The 17,104-nt window shown below is 53.1% G+C and carries 15 protein-coding genes; 5 read left to right on the top strand and 10 right to left on the bottom strand.

Annotated elements, in window-relative coordinates; all coding sequences use genetic code 11:
* Window positions 1-9 precede the first annotated feature (9 nt).
* The 10 genes from atpA to mnmG all read right to left on the bottom strand — a co-directional run bounded on the left by atpA (window position 10) and on the right by mnmG (window position 8,843).
* The gene (atpA, locus tag BOW52_RS11810) at window positions 10-1,551 is read right to left on the bottom strand and encodes a F0F1 ATP synthase subunit alpha (protein ID WP_078484282.1); all 1,542 of its coding nucleotides are present in this window, start codon (window positions 1,549-1,551) and stop codon (window positions 10-12) included.
* Between the two features lie 27 nt (window positions 1,552-1,578).
* Window positions 1,579-2,115 (bottom strand): F0F1 ATP synthase subunit delta, encoded by a 537-nt coding sequence (locus BOW52_RS11815; protein ID WP_078484283.1) that lies wholly within the window; start codon window positions 2,113-2,115, stop codon window positions 1,579-1,581.
* Window positions 2,116-2,127: 12 nt separating this feature from the next.
* Window positions 2,128-2,598, bottom strand: a complete 471-nt coding sequence (locus BOW52_RS11820) for a F0F1 ATP synthase subunit B (RefSeq protein WP_078484284.1) — start codon at window positions 2,596-2,598, stop codon at window positions 2,128-2,130.
* Window positions 2,599-2,650: 52 nt separating this feature from the next.
* Window positions 2,651-2,890: a F0F1 ATP synthase subunit C gene (gene atpE, locus BOW52_RS11825; protein WP_172840326.1), complete on the bottom strand. Its 240-nt coding sequence runs from the start codon at window positions 2,888-2,890 to the stop codon at window positions 2,651-2,653.
* 42 nt (window positions 2,891-2,932) lie between these two features.
* Entirely contained in the window at window positions 2,933-3,820 is an 888-nt protein-coding gene (gene atpB / locus BOW52_RS11830) for a F0F1 ATP synthase subunit A (RefSeq protein ID WP_078484286.1), read from the bottom strand.
* Window positions 3,821-3,826: 6 nt separating this feature from the next.
* Complete coding sequence (locus BOW52_RS11835; RefSeq protein ID WP_078484287.1) at window positions 3,827-4,213, bottom strand: ATP synthase subunit I; 387 nt, start codon at window positions 4,211-4,213, stop codon at window positions 3,827-3,829.
* Between the two features lie 169 nt (window positions 4,214-4,382).
* Complete coding sequence (locus BOW52_RS11840; protein ID WP_078484288.1) at window positions 4,383-5,276, bottom strand: ParB/RepB/Spo0J family partition protein; 894 nt, start codon at window positions 5,274-5,276, stop codon at window positions 4,383-4,385.
* Between the two features lie 39 nt (window positions 5,277-5,315).
* Window positions 5,316-6,125, bottom strand: coding sequence for a ParA family protein (locus BOW52_RS11845; protein WP_078484289.1), 810 nt, complete (start codon window positions 6,123-6,125; stop codon window positions 5,316-5,318).
* An 84-nt stretch (window positions 6,126-6,209) separates the two neighbouring features.
* Entirely contained in the window at window positions 6,210-6,848 is a 639-nt protein-coding gene (rsmG, locus tag BOW52_RS11850) for a 16S rRNA (guanine(527)-N(7))-methyltransferase RsmG (protein WP_078484290.1), read from the bottom strand.
* 105 nt (window positions 6,849-6,953) lie between these two features.
* Window positions 6,954-8,843, bottom strand: coding sequence for a tRNA uridine-5-carboxymethylaminomethyl(34) synthesis enzyme MnmG (mnmG, locus tag BOW52_RS11855; protein WP_078484291.1), 1,890 nt, complete (start codon window positions 8,841-8,843; stop codon window positions 6,954-6,956).
* Between the two features lie 104 nt (window positions 8,844-8,947).
* Between mnmG and BOW52_RS11860 the strand changes: the two genes are divergently transcribed.
* From BOW52_RS11860 to BOW52_RS11880, 5 genes are all read left to right on the top strand, one after another.
* Entirely contained in the window at window positions 8,948-9,709 is a 762-nt protein-coding gene (locus BOW52_RS11860) for a hybrid sensor histidine kinase/response regulator (RefSeq protein ID WP_078484292.1), read from the top strand.
* Between the two features lie 94 nt (window positions 9,710-9,803).
* Complete coding sequence (gene rapA, locus BOW52_RS11865; RefSeq protein WP_078484293.1) at window positions 9,804-12,713, top strand: RNA polymerase-associated protein RapA; 2,910 nt, start codon at window positions 9,804-9,806, stop codon at window positions 12,711-12,713.
* Between the two features lie 130 nt (window positions 12,714-12,843).
* A complete protein-coding gene (locus BOW52_RS11870) occupies window positions 12,844-14,310 on the top strand; it encodes a UbiA family prenyltransferase (RefSeq protein WP_236725727.1) in 1,467 nt (488 codons plus the stop codon).
* Window positions 14,311-14,836: 526 nt separating this feature from the next.
* Window positions 14,837-16,252: a hypothetical protein gene (locus BOW52_RS11875; RefSeq protein ID WP_135622324.1), complete on the top strand. Its 1,416-nt coding sequence runs from the start codon at window positions 14,837-14,839 to the stop codon at window positions 16,250-16,252.
* Window positions 16,253-16,658: 406 nt separating this feature from the next.
* Entirely contained in the window at window positions 16,659-16,991 is a 333-nt protein-coding gene (locus tag BOW52_RS11880; RefSeq protein WP_078484295.1) for a hypothetical protein, read from the top strand.
* Window positions 16,992-17,104: the final 113 nt, after the last annotated feature.

Genomic DNA, 17,104 nt, shown 5'->3' on the forward strand with positions numbered 1-17,104 from the left:
ACTCCCCGTCTACCAGGTGTTGCTTGCCTTGAACTGCTCAAGGGCAGCGCGCAGTGCATTTTCGATCTCGTCGTTGTAATCACCGCTCTCATTGATCTTGTCCATCAGATCGGCGTGTGATGACTTCATGAAACCCTGCATGGCCGCTTCGAAATCGACAATCTTCTCCACCTCGACGTCATCCAGGAAACCCTGGTTGGCGGCGAACAGTGATACGGCATTCTGCGCAACACTCATGGTGCTGTACTGGTTCTGCTTCATCAGCTCGGTAACACGCTGACCACGCTCAATCTGCTTACGGGTCTGCTCATCGAGATCGGAAGCGAACTGGGCGAAGGCCGCCAGCTCACGATACTGTGCGAGGTCGAGACGAATACCGCCACCAAGCTTCTTGATGACCTTGGTCTGCGCCGCACCACCGACTCGTGATACCGACAGACCGGCGTTGATCGCAGGACGAATACCGGCGTTGAACAGATCGGACTCAAGGAAGATCTGGCCGTCGGTGATCGAGATAACGTTGGTCGGTACGAAGGCCGATACGTCACCTGCCTGGGTTTCAATGATAGGCAGAGCGGTGAGTGAACCGGTCTTACCGGTTACGGCGCCGTTGGTCGCCTTCTCAACGAAATCAGCATTTACACGAGCAGCACGCTCGAGCAGACGTGAATGGAGGTAGAAGACATCACCCGGATAGGCCTCACGACCTGGTGGACGACGCAGCAGCAGCGATACCTGACGGTAGGCCCACGCCTGCTTGGTCAGATCATCATAAACAATCAGTGCATCTTCACCCTTGTCGCGGAAGTACTCGCCCATCGCACAACCGGAGTAGGGTGCGATGTACTGCAGTGCCGCAGAATCGGATGCGGTCGCCGCAACCACGATGGTGTGCTCCATCGCGCCGTGCTCTTCGAGCTTGCGAACCACGCTGGCGATAGAGGAGGCCTTCTGGCCAACCGCTACGTAGATACATTTAACGCCGGTACCCTTCTGGTTGATGATCGCATCGATCGCAACCGCAGTCTTACCGGTCTGGCGATCACCGATGATCAGCTCACGCTGGCCACGGCCGATCGGCACCATGGAGTCGACCGACTTGAGACCGGTCTGCAGTGGCTGGTCTACCGACTGACGCCAGAGTACGCCGGGGGCGATCTTCTCGATGCTAGAGCTGCCCTCTGCATCAAAAGCACCCTTGCCATCAATCGGATTACCGAGTGAGTCAACAACGCGACCCAGCAGTGCCTCACCAACCGGCACCTCCATGATGCGACCAGTACAGGTGACCTTGTCACCCTCGGTGATGTGCTCGTATGAGCCAAGGATTACCGCACCGACCGAGTCACGCTCAAGGTTGAGCGCCATACCGAAGGTGTTATTGGGGAATTCCAGCATTTCGCCGGACATTACGTCGGAGAGGCCGTGGATACGCGCGATACCGTCGGTCAGGCTGACCACGGTACCCTCGTTACGGGCCTCGGTGACTGTCTCAAAATTCGCAATGCGCTTTTTGATCAGTTCACTGATTTCAGATGGATTCAATTGCATGTCTTGTGTCCTCTAAACAGGTTCGGTTCAGTTCGTCAGATTTGCCGCAAGCTTTTCGAGCTTGCCGACAACCGAACCATCGATGACTACGTCACCGGCACGAATAATTGCACCGCCCAGCAGGGTCTCGTCGATACGGCAGTCCAGAGTCACTTCGCGTCCCAGACGCTTCTTCAGTGACTCGGTAATGCCCTGCTTCTGTGCATCGGTCATCTCCTTGGCGGAGATCACTTCAGCCTCGACGGTACCCTCAGCCGTAGCGCGTTCAATTTCGAACAGCGCCGCGATTTCGGGCAGCAGTTTCAGACGATCGTTTTCGAGCAGAACATGCACCATGTTCTGACCAAACTCGTTCAGCTGATCACCACAGATATCGAGAAACAGCTTGCCCAGCTCAGTTGCGTCGAGCTGGGGGCTATCGATCAGGGCGGCCATATCCGTATCTGCAGCAACGGCGCTAGCCAGCTGCAGCATCTCGGACCACCCATTAAGATTATCCTGCTCCTGGGCCAGTGCGAAGATGGCCTGGGCGTAGGGGCGTGCGATCGTTATATTTTCAGCCATGGCTATACGACCTTAAATCTCAGCGACCAGGTCTTGCAGCAGGGCGTCGTGAGATGAGTCGTCAATCTCCTTGTTCAGCACCTTGGCTGCACCAGCTACAGCGATTGAAACAACCTGACCACGCAGATGTTCACGTGCGCGGTTAACCTCTTGTTCAATCTCAGCGTTAGCTGCGGTGATCAGACGCTCACCTTCGCCACGTGCATTGTCTTTGGCCTCGTCAACAATCTCACTGGCGCGCTTCTGCGCCTGTGCGATGATGCCGGAAGCCTCTTCTTTGGCCTCCTTGAGAAGATCCTTTGCACGCTGCTCAGCCAACTCCTGCTCATGCTTGCCACGTTCGGCGGCGGCCAGACCATCAGCGATCTTACCGGTACGCTCCTGCAGTGCGGCCATGATCGGCGGCCACACAAACTTCATGCAGAACCAGACAAAGATGACGAAAACGATCATCTGTCCAATCAGGGTTGCATTGATATTCATGCCTATACCTCGTGTTTACGGCGGGATAATTTAAGTTCGAAAGAGTTCGTACTTATCCAGCTACCGCGAACAGAACGTACATAGCGAGACCAACAGCGATCATTGGAACCGCGTCGACCAGACCCATAACGATGAAGAACTGGGTACGCAGCATTGGGATCAGCTCAGGCTGACGAGCAGCACCCTCGAGGAAGCGGCCACCGAGGATACCGATACCGACAGCAGCACCCAGCGCACCCAGACCCATCATCAGTGCGCCAGCAATAAATAGCAGTGCTTGTTCCATGTTTATCTCCTAAATTTACTTAAAGTTTAAAAGTTGAAGTTAATAAAATCAGTGTTCCTGATGCGCCATATCCATGTAGACAATAGTCAATGTCATGAAGATGAACGCCTGCAGGGTAATAATAAGGATGTGGAAGATGGCCCAGCCGAGCTGCAGGAAGCCGCCGAAGATGCCCATCGTCCAGCCTGCGCTGTACATGATCGCGATCAGGATGAAGATCATCTCACCGGCGTACATGTTACCGAAGAGTCGCAGCGCCAGTGAGATCGGCTTGGCGATCAGCGAGACAAACTCGAGCAGGAAGTTGACCGGAATAAAGAGCGCCTGCACCAGCTTGTTCGAAGACTGGAAAGGCTGCAGGGTCAGCTCACCGGCAAAGCCACCGAAGCCCTTGATCTTGATGCTGTAGTAGAGCACCAGAAAGAAGACGGCGAAGGCCATACCAAAGGTAATGTTCGGATCGGTACTTGGCACTACCTTAAAGTAGACGTGGTGCGGATCCATACCGAAGATACCGGAACCGATCAGTGTCGCCAGCTGCGGCAGCAGATCAACGGCAATCAGGTCCATGAAGTTCATCAGGAAGACCCAGATAAAAATGGTTAACGAGAGTGGTGCGACCAGGTCGTTCTTGGCGGTAAATGAGCCGCGTACGCTGCTGTCGATAAACTCAACAATCCACTCAACGAAGTTCTGCAGACCACCGGGAACGTCGGCAGTCGCGTTCTTGGCCGCAATGCGGAACACCCAGAGGAAGAGGGCACCGAGTAGGATCGACCAGCCGAGGCTGTCGACGTGGAAGGCCCAGAAACCCATCTCTTTCGCCTGCTCGGCGGTCTCTGCCAGCCCCCAACTCCCGTCGGGATGCTGACCATAGGTCAGGTTTTGAAGGTGATGCTTAATGTACTGCGTGGAGGTCAGCGTTTCACTAGCCATTTTTTCTCAAGCTCGTCTCTTTATACCACCAAAAAAGAGGGCCATTAGGCCCACCACAAATCCGATCATTAACGGCAAAAAGTCCAATTTCAGGGCACCTACAGCCAGCGCAAATAGTGCAATCGTCACTACATAGCGCTCAATCACGCAACGATAGAGAATCATGATGTTGCGCTCAGGGCTGGCACCCGCCGTTTTAAAGGCACGTACCGTGTGCCAGAGCTGCAGCAGCGTGTTTATGATTGTGATCGAACCACCATAAAGCGCTATCGCTGCTGCTTTCCAACCACCTATCAGAAGAAAGAGTAGTGAGACTGTAGTCACAAGCAGCGCCTGTATCCACAATTGCCTATAAATCACTTGCCTCTGTATATCTTCAGCACGGTGGCTCACGCCCGACTCCTATCCCGGTAGGGATATGTGCGTTACAACTTATAGACTAAATCCAGCCTACGGAATCGAACGGCGCATAAGTATATGTGCATATACGAAGCCGGTCAATGCTGGGATAAGTAAACTTTATATTAGCCTAATTGAATACTCGGCCATTCGTGTCAGGTGCTTACTTGATGTGTTCGAGGATACCGTCGAGCTCATCAAGGCTGTTGTACTGAATCACCAACTTGCCCTTACCCTTGGCACCCGCCTGTACCTTGACCACTGCACCGAGCTTGTCGGAGAGCGAATCCTGTAGATTTCGAATGTCGGGATCGAGCGCCTTGCTAGAGGCCTTCTGCTTGGGTGCCTCCTGAGTACGGCGCACCAGCGCCTCGGTCTCACGCACCGAAAGCCCCTTGGCGACCACCTGGCGGGCGGTCTGACTCTGCTCAGCACCCTTGAGTGCCAACAGACAACGGGCGTGGCCCATCTCCAGATCGCCATGCTCAAGCAGCTTTCTAACATCATCATTGAGATCGAGCAGGCGCAGCAGGTTACTCACAGAGGCACGAGAACGGCCTACCGCCTCTGCCGCCTGCTGGTGAGTCAGCTCAAATTCATCGAGCAGACGCTTTAGTGCAACGGCCTCTTCGATAGGATTGAGGTTTTCGCGCTGGATATTCTCGATCAGCGCCATCGCGATCGCCGCCTCATCGGGCACATCGCGGATCACGACCGGAATCTCACTCAGTCCGGCAATCTGCGAGGCACGCCAGCGGCGCTCACCTGCGATGATTTCGTAACGATCCTTGCCAATCGGGCGCACCACAATCGGCTGCACCACGCCCTGAGCACGAATCGAGTCGGCCAGCTCTTCAAGGCTCTCGGGGTGCATATCCATACGCGGTTGATACTTACCGCGCTGCATCAGCTCGACCGGCAGGTTGCGCAGCTGCTCGCCACCCTTGCCCTCGTCGCTACCCGCTTTGCTCTCATCACTCTCTTCAACGGCGCTCTTGGCGCTCGCTCCGAGCAGTGCATCGAGCCCTCTGCCCAAGCCGCGTTTCTTTGCTGCCATGCTTCTCTCTCTAAACCCTATTGATATCGTTGACTGGAACTAGGCGCTCTGCGCTTCGCTCTCTTCTGCCACCTGATTGGCGACCTCTTCATCACGCCGCAGTATCTCACCGGCCAGCGCCAGGTAGGCAATCGCACCACGCGAAGCCTTGTCGTACTTGATGATCGGCAGACCGTAACTGGGTGCCTCGGCGAGACGTACGTTGCGCGGTATTACGGTGCGGTAGACCTTCTCGCCAAAGTGTTCGGTGATCTGCTCCGAGACCTCCTTGGCCAGACGGTTGCGTGGATCAAACATGGTACGCAGCAGCCCCTCAAGCTCCAGATTGGGATTGATGCTGCGTTTGATCTTCTCAATCGTATCCATCAGCGCCGAGAGCCCTTCCAGCGCGTAGTACTCACACTGCATCGGGATCAAAACGCTCTGCGCCGCCACCATCGCGTTGACGGTGAGCATGTTCAGTGAGGGGGGACAGTCGATCAGGATGTAGTCGAACTGGTCACGTACGCGTGATAACGCCAGACGCAGTTTGTGCTCACGCATGCTCATTCCCATCAGCGCTACCTCAGCAGCAGTCAGGTCGGCATTGCCCGGTAACACGGTAAAACCAGCATCCTCGGAGTAGGTCATGACTCGCGCCAGATCGGCCTCTTCGGCCAGCACATCGTAGGCCGAGGTCTCGACACCGTTCTTATCGACACCACTACCCATGGTGGCGTTGCCCTGCGGATCGAGATCAACCAGCAGCACACGACGCTTTGTCGCAGCCAGTGAGGCGGCGAGATTAACGCTAGTCGTGGTCTTGCCAACCCCACCCTTCTGGTTGGCGACGGCGATTATCCTTCCCATGGTTTCAGTGATCCGCAGATATCGGGGCTTGAGAATATAACCGAAAAGCTCCGCGACTTCCCAACTCGCAGAGCGGATGAAAGATCAGACGCGTTCGATCCAGACCAGATGGCGATCGGCATCGAGTGTCGGCACATCGAGCTTGATCACCTCTTTAACGGTGAAGCCGTCAGGCAGCATCTCCAGCTCGGCGAGCGGGTAGACGCCCTTCATCGCCAGCAGACGCCCCTCGGGTGCCAGCAGTCCACCGGCCATCTCGGTCATGTTCTCCACCGTGGAGAAGGCGCGCGAAATGATCGTGTCGAAAGGCTGTTCAGGCTTGAAAAGCTCAACACGCTCATGCACAACTTTAACGTTCTGCAGCCCAAGATCGGCGACCGCCTGGGTCATGAAACGCGTCTTTTTGGCGTTGCCATCGAGCAGTACGATCTGCCAATCGGGACGAGCCAGCGCCAGTGGAATGCCTGGCAGGCCGGCACCTGAGCCGACATCGAGCAGCCGTGGTTCCTTTATATGTTGGAGTACAACCAGCGAGTCGAGCAGATGACGGGTGACCATCAGCGCCGGTTTCCGCACCGAGGTGAGGTTGTAGACGCGATTCCACTTCAGCATCAGCGCGATATAGTCCATGAACTTCTGCTGCACCTCTGCAGAGAGATCAAGATGGAGTGCTGCTAGACCTTGTTCAAACAGCTCCTCAGGAGCCGCTTCATTACCGTGCATAATCGCTTCTCTGTACCGTCATTATTCGAATTATGGTGTAGGGCGCATTAACGCCATTTCAGCCACAACGCTGACAATTCACTCAGCGTTAACAGGCCCATTAGCTTACGCCGATTGACGCACTTCGGCACCCCGTTTTTTCAGGTGTACCAGCAGCAGCGAGACCGACGCTGGCGTGGCACCGGGAATTCTCGCCGCCTGTCCCAGGGTAGTGGGACGGATCTCACTGAACTTCTGACACAGCTCAGCCGAGAGGCCTCGTACTGCACTGTAGTCGAGATCATCGGGGATCGCGCGCGCCTCCTGCTGCTTGTGACGCTCGATCTCCTCACGCTGGCGCTCGATATAACCGGCGTACTTGATCTGCGTCTCCAACTGCTCGGCAACGCGCAGATCCTCAACACCGGGACCGATCTCGGGCAGCGCCATCAACATCGCGTAGTCAAACTCGGGGCGCTGCAACAGATCAGCCAGTCGCTGCTCGCGTCTTAATAGGTTGCCACCCGCCTTTAGCTGATCACCCTGTGGCGTGTTCGGTCGCACCCAGGTGGCGTGCAGCCGCTGTCGCTCCTGCTCAATCGCCTCGCGCTTGGTCTCGAAGGCTCTCCAGCGCTCATCGTCGACCAGCCCCAGCTCACGCCCCTGCTCCGTGAGACGCAGATCGGCGTTATCTTCACGCAGCAGTAAGCGGTACTCAGCGCGCGAGGTGAACATACGATAGGGCTCATTGGTGCCACGGGTGATCAGATCATCGACCAGCACGCCAAGGTAGGCCTCATCGCGGCGCGGCGTCCACGCCTCACTTTCCTGGCTCTGCCTTGCGGCGTTCAGGCCTGCCAGCAGCCCCTGCGCCGCCGCCTCTTCGTAACCGGTGGTGCCGTTGATCTGGCCAGCGAAGAAGAGACCGCCGATGTAGTTGGTCTCCAGCGAGGGTTTCAGATCACGTGGATCGAAGAAGTCGTATTCGATTGCATAACCTGGACGGGTGATATGCGCCCGCTCAAAACCGCGCATCGAGTGGACCAGCGCCAGCTGCACATCAAAGGGAAGGCTGGTGGAGATACCGTTGGGGTAGAGCTCGTGGGTGGTAAGCCCCTCCGGCTCGACAAAGATCTGGTGGGAGTTTTTATCGGCAAAGCGCACGATTTTGTCTTCAATCGAAGGGCAGTAACGCGGCCCAACTCCCTCAATCACACCGCTGTACATCGGCGAACGGTCGAGACCGTTGCGAATAATCTCGTGGGTCTGCTCGTTGGTGTGGGTAATAAAGCAGTTGATCTGCTCTGGATGGTCCGCCGCTGAACCGAGGAAAGAGAAGACCGGCACCGGGTCATCACCTGGCTGTGGCTCCATCACCGAGAAGTCGACACTGCGCCCGTCGATACGTGGCGGTGTACCGGTCTTGAGCCGTTCGACCCGAAACGGCAGCTCACGCAGGCGGCGGGAGAGGGCGTTGGCAGGTGGATCACCGGCACGCCCACCCTCGTAGTTCTCCAACCCGATATGGATACGGCCGCCCAGGAAGGTACCTACGGTCAGCACCACGGCGGGCGCGTGAAATTTCAGCCCCATCTGGGTGACCACACCAACGACCCGATCATTCTCAACCACCAGATCATCAACCGCCTGCTGGAACAGGGTCAGGTTGGGCGTGTTCTCGAGTACGCTACGCACCGCCTGCCTGTAGAGCTGGCGGTCGGCCTGGGCGCGGGTGGCACGCACCGCCGGACCCTTGCGACTGTTGAGGGTACGGAACTGAATACCAGCACGGTCGGTCGCCTGCGCCATCAGGCCACCCAGCGCATCGACCTCCTTGACCAGATGCCCCTTACCGATACCACCAATGGCCGGATTGCAGCTCATCTGCCCCAGTGTCTCGATGTTGTGGGTCAGCAGCAGCGTGCGTGTGCCCATGCGGGCAGCCGCCAGTGCCGCCTCGGTACCGGCATGGCCACCGCCAACGACGATCACATCGAAATCTTGCTGATAAAACATGGAATTATTCCCGACAATCTTGATCCGTATTCTAGAGTCGACACACCGATAAACCAACACGGGAGCGATATTGCCCGCTCGTAAATAGGCTAGACTTGGGCATCATGGAGAATATTGGGGCACTATTAGACCAGCTTCGCACTGGTTATATCGGAGAGTTACCGGAGCGTTTCAGCTCAATCGAGCAGCTGATCATCGGTCTCAAAACAAGCGACGCCGTTGCCGATACGATGGCGCTACTCTACCGCGAAACCCACAGCCTGAAGGGCAGTGCGGGTACCTACGGCTGCCCTATCATTACGACCATCTGTCACCAGCTGGAAGATCTGCTCACCACCATAGGCGGTGAAGGTTTCAAACCCGATGAATCGACCATCGACAACCTGCTGCGTTATATCGACCTTTTCCACCAGGCACTCTCGATCATCACCAGCGATAACGAAGATTTTCACGCCATTACCGAAACCCTCATCGAGATCAAACAATCGGGGCTTGCTCAAAAACAGTGCCTCTTGATTGAGCCATCCCGTCCAATCACGCTCATGATCACCAGGGCGCTCGAAGAGCTCCATTATCGTGTCATACACCTCGACGATGGCTATTTGGCACTCGACCGCCTCCTCGACGAGCCGTTCGACCTGATTATCACCAGCCGAGAAATCAAACGCGTCAATGGTCGAGCCCTGATCGCTGCGGTGAAACTCTCAAATGGTCCTAACCACTCCACCCCGACGATGGTTCTAACCTCCAGCAACGATCTCCAAAACACCCGTGATACCGATGCCGACTACATCATCGTCAAGGATGGCAGGCTAATCGATCACCTCACCGAGGTCGTCTCGCGGCTAAGCAGGCGGGTTGCCTGACAAGCATCGAGCAATCGCTTCGAGTTAAATAAAGATTTTTTTACCTCGATCCACTAACATAGCGCCCCCTTTCATCTCCCCCCTAGGAGCAGGCGTGCAAGAGTACATTCCCGGTCAACGCTGGATTAGTGACACCGAGCTACAGATGGGGCTCGGTACCGTGCTAACCGTCGAGTTTCGCACCATTACCGTACTCTTCATTGCCACAGGCGAGACACGCACCTACGCCAAGCAGACCGCACCACTGACCCGCGTTATCTTCGCCCCCGGCGATACGGTCGAGAGCCACGAGGGGTGGAAGCTGCGCATCACCGCAGTGGAGGAGTATGAAGGTCTCTTCACCTATGTCGGCCTCAACGAGCAGGGCGACGAGGCCGGCCTGGAGGAGGGGCAGCTCAGCAGCTTCCTGCAGCTCAACCGCCCGACCCAGCGCATGTTCAACGGCCAGATCGATCGCGATCACCTCTTCGAACTGCGCTACCAGACGCTGCAGCAGCAGAACCGTCTCTCACACTCGGAGCTGCGCGGCCTGCTCGGTGCGCGCACCAGCCCAATCCCGCACCAGCTCTATATTGCCCACGAGGTAGCCAACCGCTACGCACCGCGCGTACTGCTGGCCGACGAGGTAGGGCTGGGCAAGACGATCGAGGCGGGGCTGATTCTGCACCACCAGCTGCTCAGCGAACGTGCCAGGCGTGTCCTGATCGTGCTGCCCGAGAGCCTGATGCACCAGTGGCTGGTGGAGATGGTACGCCGCTTTAACCTGCGCTTTAGCCTCTTCGATGAGGCGCGCTGCCTCGCCATCGAGGAGAGCAGTGGCCAGTCAAACCCGTTCCAGTCCGAGCAGCTGGTGCTCTGCGATCTTAACTTCCTTGCCGACAACCCCAACCGCCTGCAGCAGGCGCTTGAGGGGGAGTGGGATCTGCTGGTGGTCGATGAGGCGCACCACCTCGAGTGGTCACCACAGCAGCCGAGTCGCGACTACACCATCGTCGAGCAGCTCGCTGCCGAGACCAAGGGTGTGTTGCTGCTCACCGCCACCCCGGAGCAGCTCGGCAAGGAGAGTCACTTTGCCCGCCTGCGGCTGCTCGATCCCGACCGCTTCCACAGCTTCGAACAGTTTGTCGAGGAGGAGCAGCACTACGCCCCGATCGCCACCGCGGTTGAAGCCCTGCTCAACAACCAACCGCTCACCTCTGAGATCGAATCGACACTCGCGGAACACCTCGACGAGGGCGACAACCGCCAGCTACTCACCACCCTGCAGTCGGCCGAGAGCAGCGAGGCAGAGCAGAGCGCCGCACGCACCGCGCTGGTCGAACATCTGCTCGATCGCCACGGCACCGGCCGCGTGCTGCTACGCAACACGCGTGCCGCCGTCAAAGGCTTCCCCGAACGCCATCTCAATCGCTACCCGCTGCCGCTGCCACTGCCACAGCCCTATGCGGCCTGCCTTGAGCAGTTCCAGGGCAGCGGCCTCTCGGAGCCACAGTTGCTGCTCTCGCCCGAGCTGCTCTACAGCGCCAGCAGCACACCCGATAGCCAGCACTGGTGCGAGATCGACCCACGTATCGAGTGGTTACAAAAACAGCTCAAGAGTCTCAAGCCGGAGAAGGTCCTGGTGATCACCGCCAGCGCCGACAGCGCCCTCGATATTGCCGATGCGCTGCGCATCGGCAGTGGCATCCATGCTGGTGTCTTCCATGAGGGGATGAGCATCATCGAGCGCGACCGTGCCGCTGCCTACTTCGCCGATAACGAAGCCGGCAGCCAGGTGCTGATCTGCTCCGAGATCGGTAGTGAGGGGCGCAACTTCCAGTTCGCCCACCATCTGGTGCTGTTCGATCTGCCGCTCAACCCCGATCTTCTCGAGCAGCGTATCGGCCGCCTCGACCGTATCGGCCAGCACGAGACGATCGAGATACACGTGCCCTATCTGGAGCAGAGTCCACAGGCCGTCATGCAGAGCTGGTACCACGAGGGGCTCGGTGCCTTCGAGCAGACCTGCCCGGCGGGCCACAGCGTCTTCGTGCAGGTCGAGACGACCCTGGTCGAGGCGCTGCACCAGATCGACGAGGGGCTGGAGGATCTACCCGCGCTGATCGCCACCACCAGCGAGCTGCACCGCCGTCTCAACGAGGCGCTGCAGCAGGGGCGCGACCGCCTGCTCGAGTACAACTCCTGCCGACCCCACATCGCCAACGGCCTAAAGGATCAGGTAGAGGCGATTGACGATGAGACGGCACTCGATCTCTATCTCGATGGCCTCTTCGACGCCTTCGGTGTCGAGAGCGAACTGCACACCAGCATGAGCACCCTGATCCGCCCCGGCCAGCAGATGCAGGCCGGAGCACTGCCGGGGCTCACCGACGAGGGGATGGTGATCACCACCGACCGCGACACCGCGCTTTCCAACGAGGATATGCAGTTCATCAGCTGGGAGCACCCGATGATCAGCTCCGCCATGGAGGGGATCACCTCAAGTGAGCTTGGCAACACATCCGTCACCTCGGTGAACTACCCATCGATCACAGCAGGAACACTGTTGATCGAATCGCTCTACCTGCTCGAAAGCAGCGCCAGCAGCGAACTGCAGGCGGGGCGCTACCTGCCACCGACCACCATCCGCATCGTCATCGACCAGCACGGCAAACTACGCAACGACGACCTGCCGCACGAGGCGATCAACGACAATCGCGAACGGGTCAAACGCGGCACCGCCAACCAGATCATCAAGGCCTACAAGAGCGAACTCGAAGCACTGATCGAACAGAGCGAAAAATACGCAGAGGCCGAAGCCCCACAGATCATCGCCGAGGCACGCACCCAGACCGAACAGATGCTACACGGCGAGATCGAACGCCTCACCGCACTGCAGCAGGTTAATCCGAACGTGCGTCGTGAAGAGATTGAGTTCTTTGAACAGCAGTTGGCGGGAGTGAATGCGGCGCTGGAGTCAGCGACGGTTCGGTTGGATGCGCAGCGGATTATTATTACGACCTAACTAAACTCCGGATTACTACCTCGGCGCTAACTCGAAAGGTGTCGTTGTCGATTCAGTGAAGGGGAGACTGTGGTTATTAGAGGTTCACAATAGCCCATGCCTTCTTTATCAGGTTAACGGAATAGCAGTGATGACAACTATGGCTCATAAGGTGAACACGCACTCACCACCCCTGGTAGTCGATTTAGATGGAACACTCACACCAACTGACACACTTCTCGAGTCAATTCTTCTACAGATAAAAGCTTCTCCATTCACTTTGTTTCTTTTTCCGTTTTGGCTATTACTGGGAAGAGCACACTTTAAGCGAAAAATCGCTAATAACATCACACTCCCAGCAGAATTACTTCCTTATAATCAAGAACTTTTAAATTACTTAAAACAACAAAAAAGGATAGGGAGAAAGTTAATCCTTGCAACAGCAGCTCATGAGTCCATTGCATCAAAAGTATCTGCACACCTAAAAATATTTGATCAAGTATTATCGACAAACCTTAACGTTAATTTAAAAGGTAAAAACAAGCTATCCGCAATAAGAAATGCAGTTGGAAACGATTTTTCTTACGCGGGTGACTCACCAGCAGACCTCCCAATTTGGGAATCAGCCAAGACAGCAATTTTTGTAAATCTTAAAAATAAACACAAAGATCAGCTATCCGAATCGGTCATAATCGAAAGAGAATTCCATATACCTGGCCCCACACTGGTGGCATGGATTAAAGCCATTCGGCTTCACCAGTGGACAAAGAACATTTTACTCTTTATTCCTCTACTTACATCTTTTTCGTTTATAGATGCAGAAAAAAGCGCATCAGCCATCATAGGATTTTTAGCATTTTCTCTTCTTGCATCAGGAACATATATATTTAACGATCTTTGGGATATATCTTCTGATCGACAGCATCCAACCAAGAACAACAGGCCATTTGCTAGCGCACAACTATCGATAATATCTGGAATCATTCTAGCTGCCACGTTAGTAACAGCTGGGATAGTTACAGGTAGCTATCTATCATCTGATTTCACCTTAGTACTTATTTTGTATCTTGCTTTAACCAGCTTATATAGCTTCTTTATCAAAGAGAGTTTTTTATTCGACGCATTCACGCTATCTATTCTATACACCATGAGAATTATTGCTGGGGCAGTGGCGATCGGTGTCGATACGAGCCCATGGCTCTTAACCTTCTCATTGTTTATTTTTTTTAGTCTGGCATTAGTAAAAAGGTGCTCGGAACTAAAATCGATTCAAGACACTGACAGGGAACAGATAATTGGGAGATCTTATTGCACAAAAGATTTAGGTGCTATTTTTACACTTGGCGTAGGAACTGCAATTTCATCCGTCATTATTTTCGGATTATTTATCCTCTCAGATAACACGCAAGAACGATACCAGTCCCCTCATCTTCTTTGGCTAGCAGTACTAGGGTTATGTTATTGGCTTTCACTAATATGGATCAAAACAGCACACGGTGAAATGAATGACGATCCACTCATTTTCGTTTTCAGCAACATAAGAAGCCTGATCACCATTATCTTGATAGCAGCCATCTTAATAATTTCACACTTCTCGTCAATCGGAGATTTAGTGTAAAAATATTGTTATTTGCTCTGACAAGTGTAGAAATCTCAGTTTCAGCCCAGTTTTCATTGAAATCAGGTATCTCAAGGCCATACCCTGAAAACAGCTTTGTAGACGCTTACTCCGTAAAAGGTTTGTTCAGTATATTAACCAATGCGCATATCATCATTGTTTTCCAATTATATGCACTCGGGGCAATAATGTGTTTAGGTGCTTTATCGAAATGGAATGTTAGTAAGGCCCACCCTCTTGTGGGAATTGGTTTTCTATTGCCCTTAGCAACTGGCAACATCTCAGCGAGCAGGTTTATACAGGGAGACCTGTTGGTTTTATTTTTATTTCTATTGGTGTATGGCTAGTAGCCAACAATTAGAGAACATATTTAATTATGAGAACGACACCAAATACCCACGCCATTATTAAGACACTATTTTTCTTATCATGTCTCATTCTAATCGTTATTAGCATCTCACATTCATTCACTCGAAATATTGGTATTTACGATGAAGGTTTTGCATTAACAAACGCATGGCGAATAATGAGTGGTGAAATACCTCATGTTGATTATTGGGCTGCATACCCTCCTGGAACATCTCTTACTCTAGCAGCATTCTTTTATCTATTTGAGCCTTCTTTAATTATTGCCCGCTTTGTAAACCTTGGTTGGACAACACTTTTATTAAGCTCGTTTTATCTCACTCTTAGACATTTTACACATTACTGGAAAAGCTTACTCGGCACTGTGCTTGCGTCACTCTGGGTCTCATCCAGCTTATATCCATCCTATTCTGCAATTCCTGCTCTTGCGATTATATTCTTCGTTTTATTTATTTATTTTAAAGCCATCAAGTCAGAGACCAATTCATTACTCTACCTTGCAGGTTCTGTAGCAGGGATAAGCGTTATTTTTCGACATGATTTTACTGCTTATCTCTTTATTTCTTGCCTGTTTGCATTAACACTACTTCACTTTACACATTCTCATACAGGCCAGGACAGGTTAATAATCAGGAAGACAGCAACATTCTTGACTGTTTTTCTTATCACATCTCTTATATCTCTTTTTCTTCTACTAATGATAAGTGGTTGGCATAATTTTTATGAGCAAGCCATAAAGTTTCCTGCCACTGGAATGAGAGATCACCGGCTTTTACCTGTTCCAGGATTTCTGGAATTCCCCCATCATCTTAAGAAGTGGCTATTAGCGTGGACGGCGCCTATTTTGTGCGTCTTTACTTCCTCATATCTGTACATTTTCAGAAACAAAACAACTCTAATTATAAAAACAGCTTTATTAATATTGTTATGCATGTCGTTTTTTCTTACCTTTCAAGCACACAGCAGGCTTGATATGACTCACGCCGTTCCATCTATGCTTTTCTCTATTCTCTTATTAGCAACACTCAGTTCTTCAATAAGTGAACATGAGCTAAAAGTCATTAAATTGATAGATGTGACGCTCTTGACATCATTAATACTGATCACCTTATTTCTTTGCTTAGATAGAATAAAAACCAAGAATTCATATAACTGCGCTGTCAATCTCACAGAAAATTCATGTGCCAGAGCTCACCCTTTACAGGAAGAGGTTGTTGACTACATTTGGGATAACCACTCAAACTCTAACTACATTTTTGTTGGCAACACATATCATGACAAGATATTTATCAATGATGCATCATTATACTTCCTCTTAAAAAAGCCAATTCCTGTCATGTGGAATGAGATGCATCCTGGCATCGTAACAACCAGTGAAGTTCAAAAAGAAATAATCGACCAACTCAATAAAAAAGAGGTAAACATTATAGTTCTATCACAAATGCCTACACCACAAGAAAACAACAAAAGCTCTATGTCCAGCAAAATCCACATACTAGATAGATTTATCGCTAAAAACTTCCATGTCATTGCTAAAAACACAAGGTATTCTATTTTAAAACGGACAGTCGATTAAGCACTATTAATCATCTTAAACAATCATGCTTAATAAAGAATCCGAAGGGCTGTATAGTCGGACGCACCTGAAGATAACCGGGTCAGAGAACAGTTGTTTCTTATATTTGAGAATATTGCTCTCTGATCCGGTTTTTCGCATCAAGCACCCGACGATTAGCATCGACGAGATTAAGGTCAACAACGCGTCCATTCGTTAGTGACTAATAATGTATACTGCCCCCGAAATTAAGACGGAATTCAGATATCCAACTGCACCTGGTGGCATCCGGCTCTCCCCACAACGATGCAAACCGCGCACTGGCAGTTACGACAAGGCTTGAGGATGCGATAATGATCGCCACTTACGACCTGTCAGACATCCATAAAGACACTACAATTTAAGACTCAAACACACGGAGGTAAATATGAAAAAATGGATTGCAATGATTGTTCTTGCTGGTGGACTCGGTGCTTTTGCCGTTTGGGCGAACCAGATACCGCCGAGAGCACCAGTTGATTTCAAAGCCAAACTGGCGTGCCTGAAGGGTGACAAGACGAAGTGTGATCACAGCGCTGACTGGATGTACCTCGAAGCATTTGAAAGTAATGCAACATCAGGCAACGTCTCATTATCAGATTATCGAGAGGCAACGAAGGCGCTTGAGGCAGAAAAGGCTAGATTAAGCCACTCTAGCTGGGAGAGGGATGCACCCCGGTGGAAACGCTGGTGGTTCAAGCTCACAGATGAGCGTTTGTAATGGGGACGACCCAGCACCGGGGAGTCGCTATTTTTGCGAAAGTTTGTTTTGGGCATCCAAGCCCAAGCAAACAGCAAAAACTTCACGCGACCGTTTATGCCTGCGGCGCCCCG

The organism is Solemya pervernicosa gill symbiont, from assembly GCF_002020875.1.
Lineage (GTDB): Bacteria > Pseudomonadota > Gammaproteobacteria.

Coding starts and splice junctions, on each gene's coding strand:
- atpA (WP_078484282.1), bottom strand. CDS start 1,551: ATGCAATTGAATCCATCTGAAATCAGTGAACTGATCAAAAAGCGCATT.
- BOW52_RS11815 (WP_078484283.1), bottom strand. CDS start 2,115: ATGGCTGAAAATATAACGATCGCACGCCCCTACGCCCAGGCCATCTTC.
- BOW52_RS11820 (WP_078484284.1), bottom strand. CDS start 2,598: ATGAATATCAATGCAACCCTGATTGGACAGATGATCGTTTTCGTCATC.
- atpB (WP_078484286.1), bottom strand. CDS start 3,820: ATGGCTAGTGAAACGCTGACCTCCACGCAGTACATTAAGCATCACCTT.
- BOW52_RS11840 (WP_078484288.1), bottom strand. CDS start 5,276: ATGGCAGCAAAGAAACGCGGCTTGGGCAGAGGGCTCGATGCACTGCTC.
- BOW52_RS11845 (WP_078484289.1), bottom strand. CDS start 6,125: ATGGGAAGGATAATCGCCGTCGCCAACCAGAAGGGTGGGGTTGGCAAG.
- rsmG (WP_078484290.1), bottom strand. CDS start 6,848: ATGCACGGTAATGAAGCGGCTCCTGAGGAGCTGTTTGAACAAGGTCTA.
- mnmG (WP_078484291.1), bottom strand. CDS start 8,843: ATGTTTTATCAGCAAGATTTCGATGTGATCGTCGTTGGCGGTGGCCAT.
- BOW52_RS11860 (WP_078484292.1), top strand. CDS start 8,948: ATGGAGAATATTGGGGCACTATTAGACCAGCTTCGCACTGGTTATATC.
- BOW52_RS11870 (WP_236725727.1), top strand. CDS start 12,844: ATGACAACTATGGCTCATAAGGTGAACACGCACTCACCACCCCTGGTA.
- BOW52_RS11875 (WP_135622324.1), top strand. CDS start 14,837: ATGAGTGGTGAAATACCTCATGTTGATTATTGGGCTGCATACCCTCCT.
- BOW52_RS11880 (WP_078484295.1), top strand. CDS start 16,659: ATGAAAAAATGGATTGCAATGATTGTTCTTGCTGGTGGACTCGGTGCT.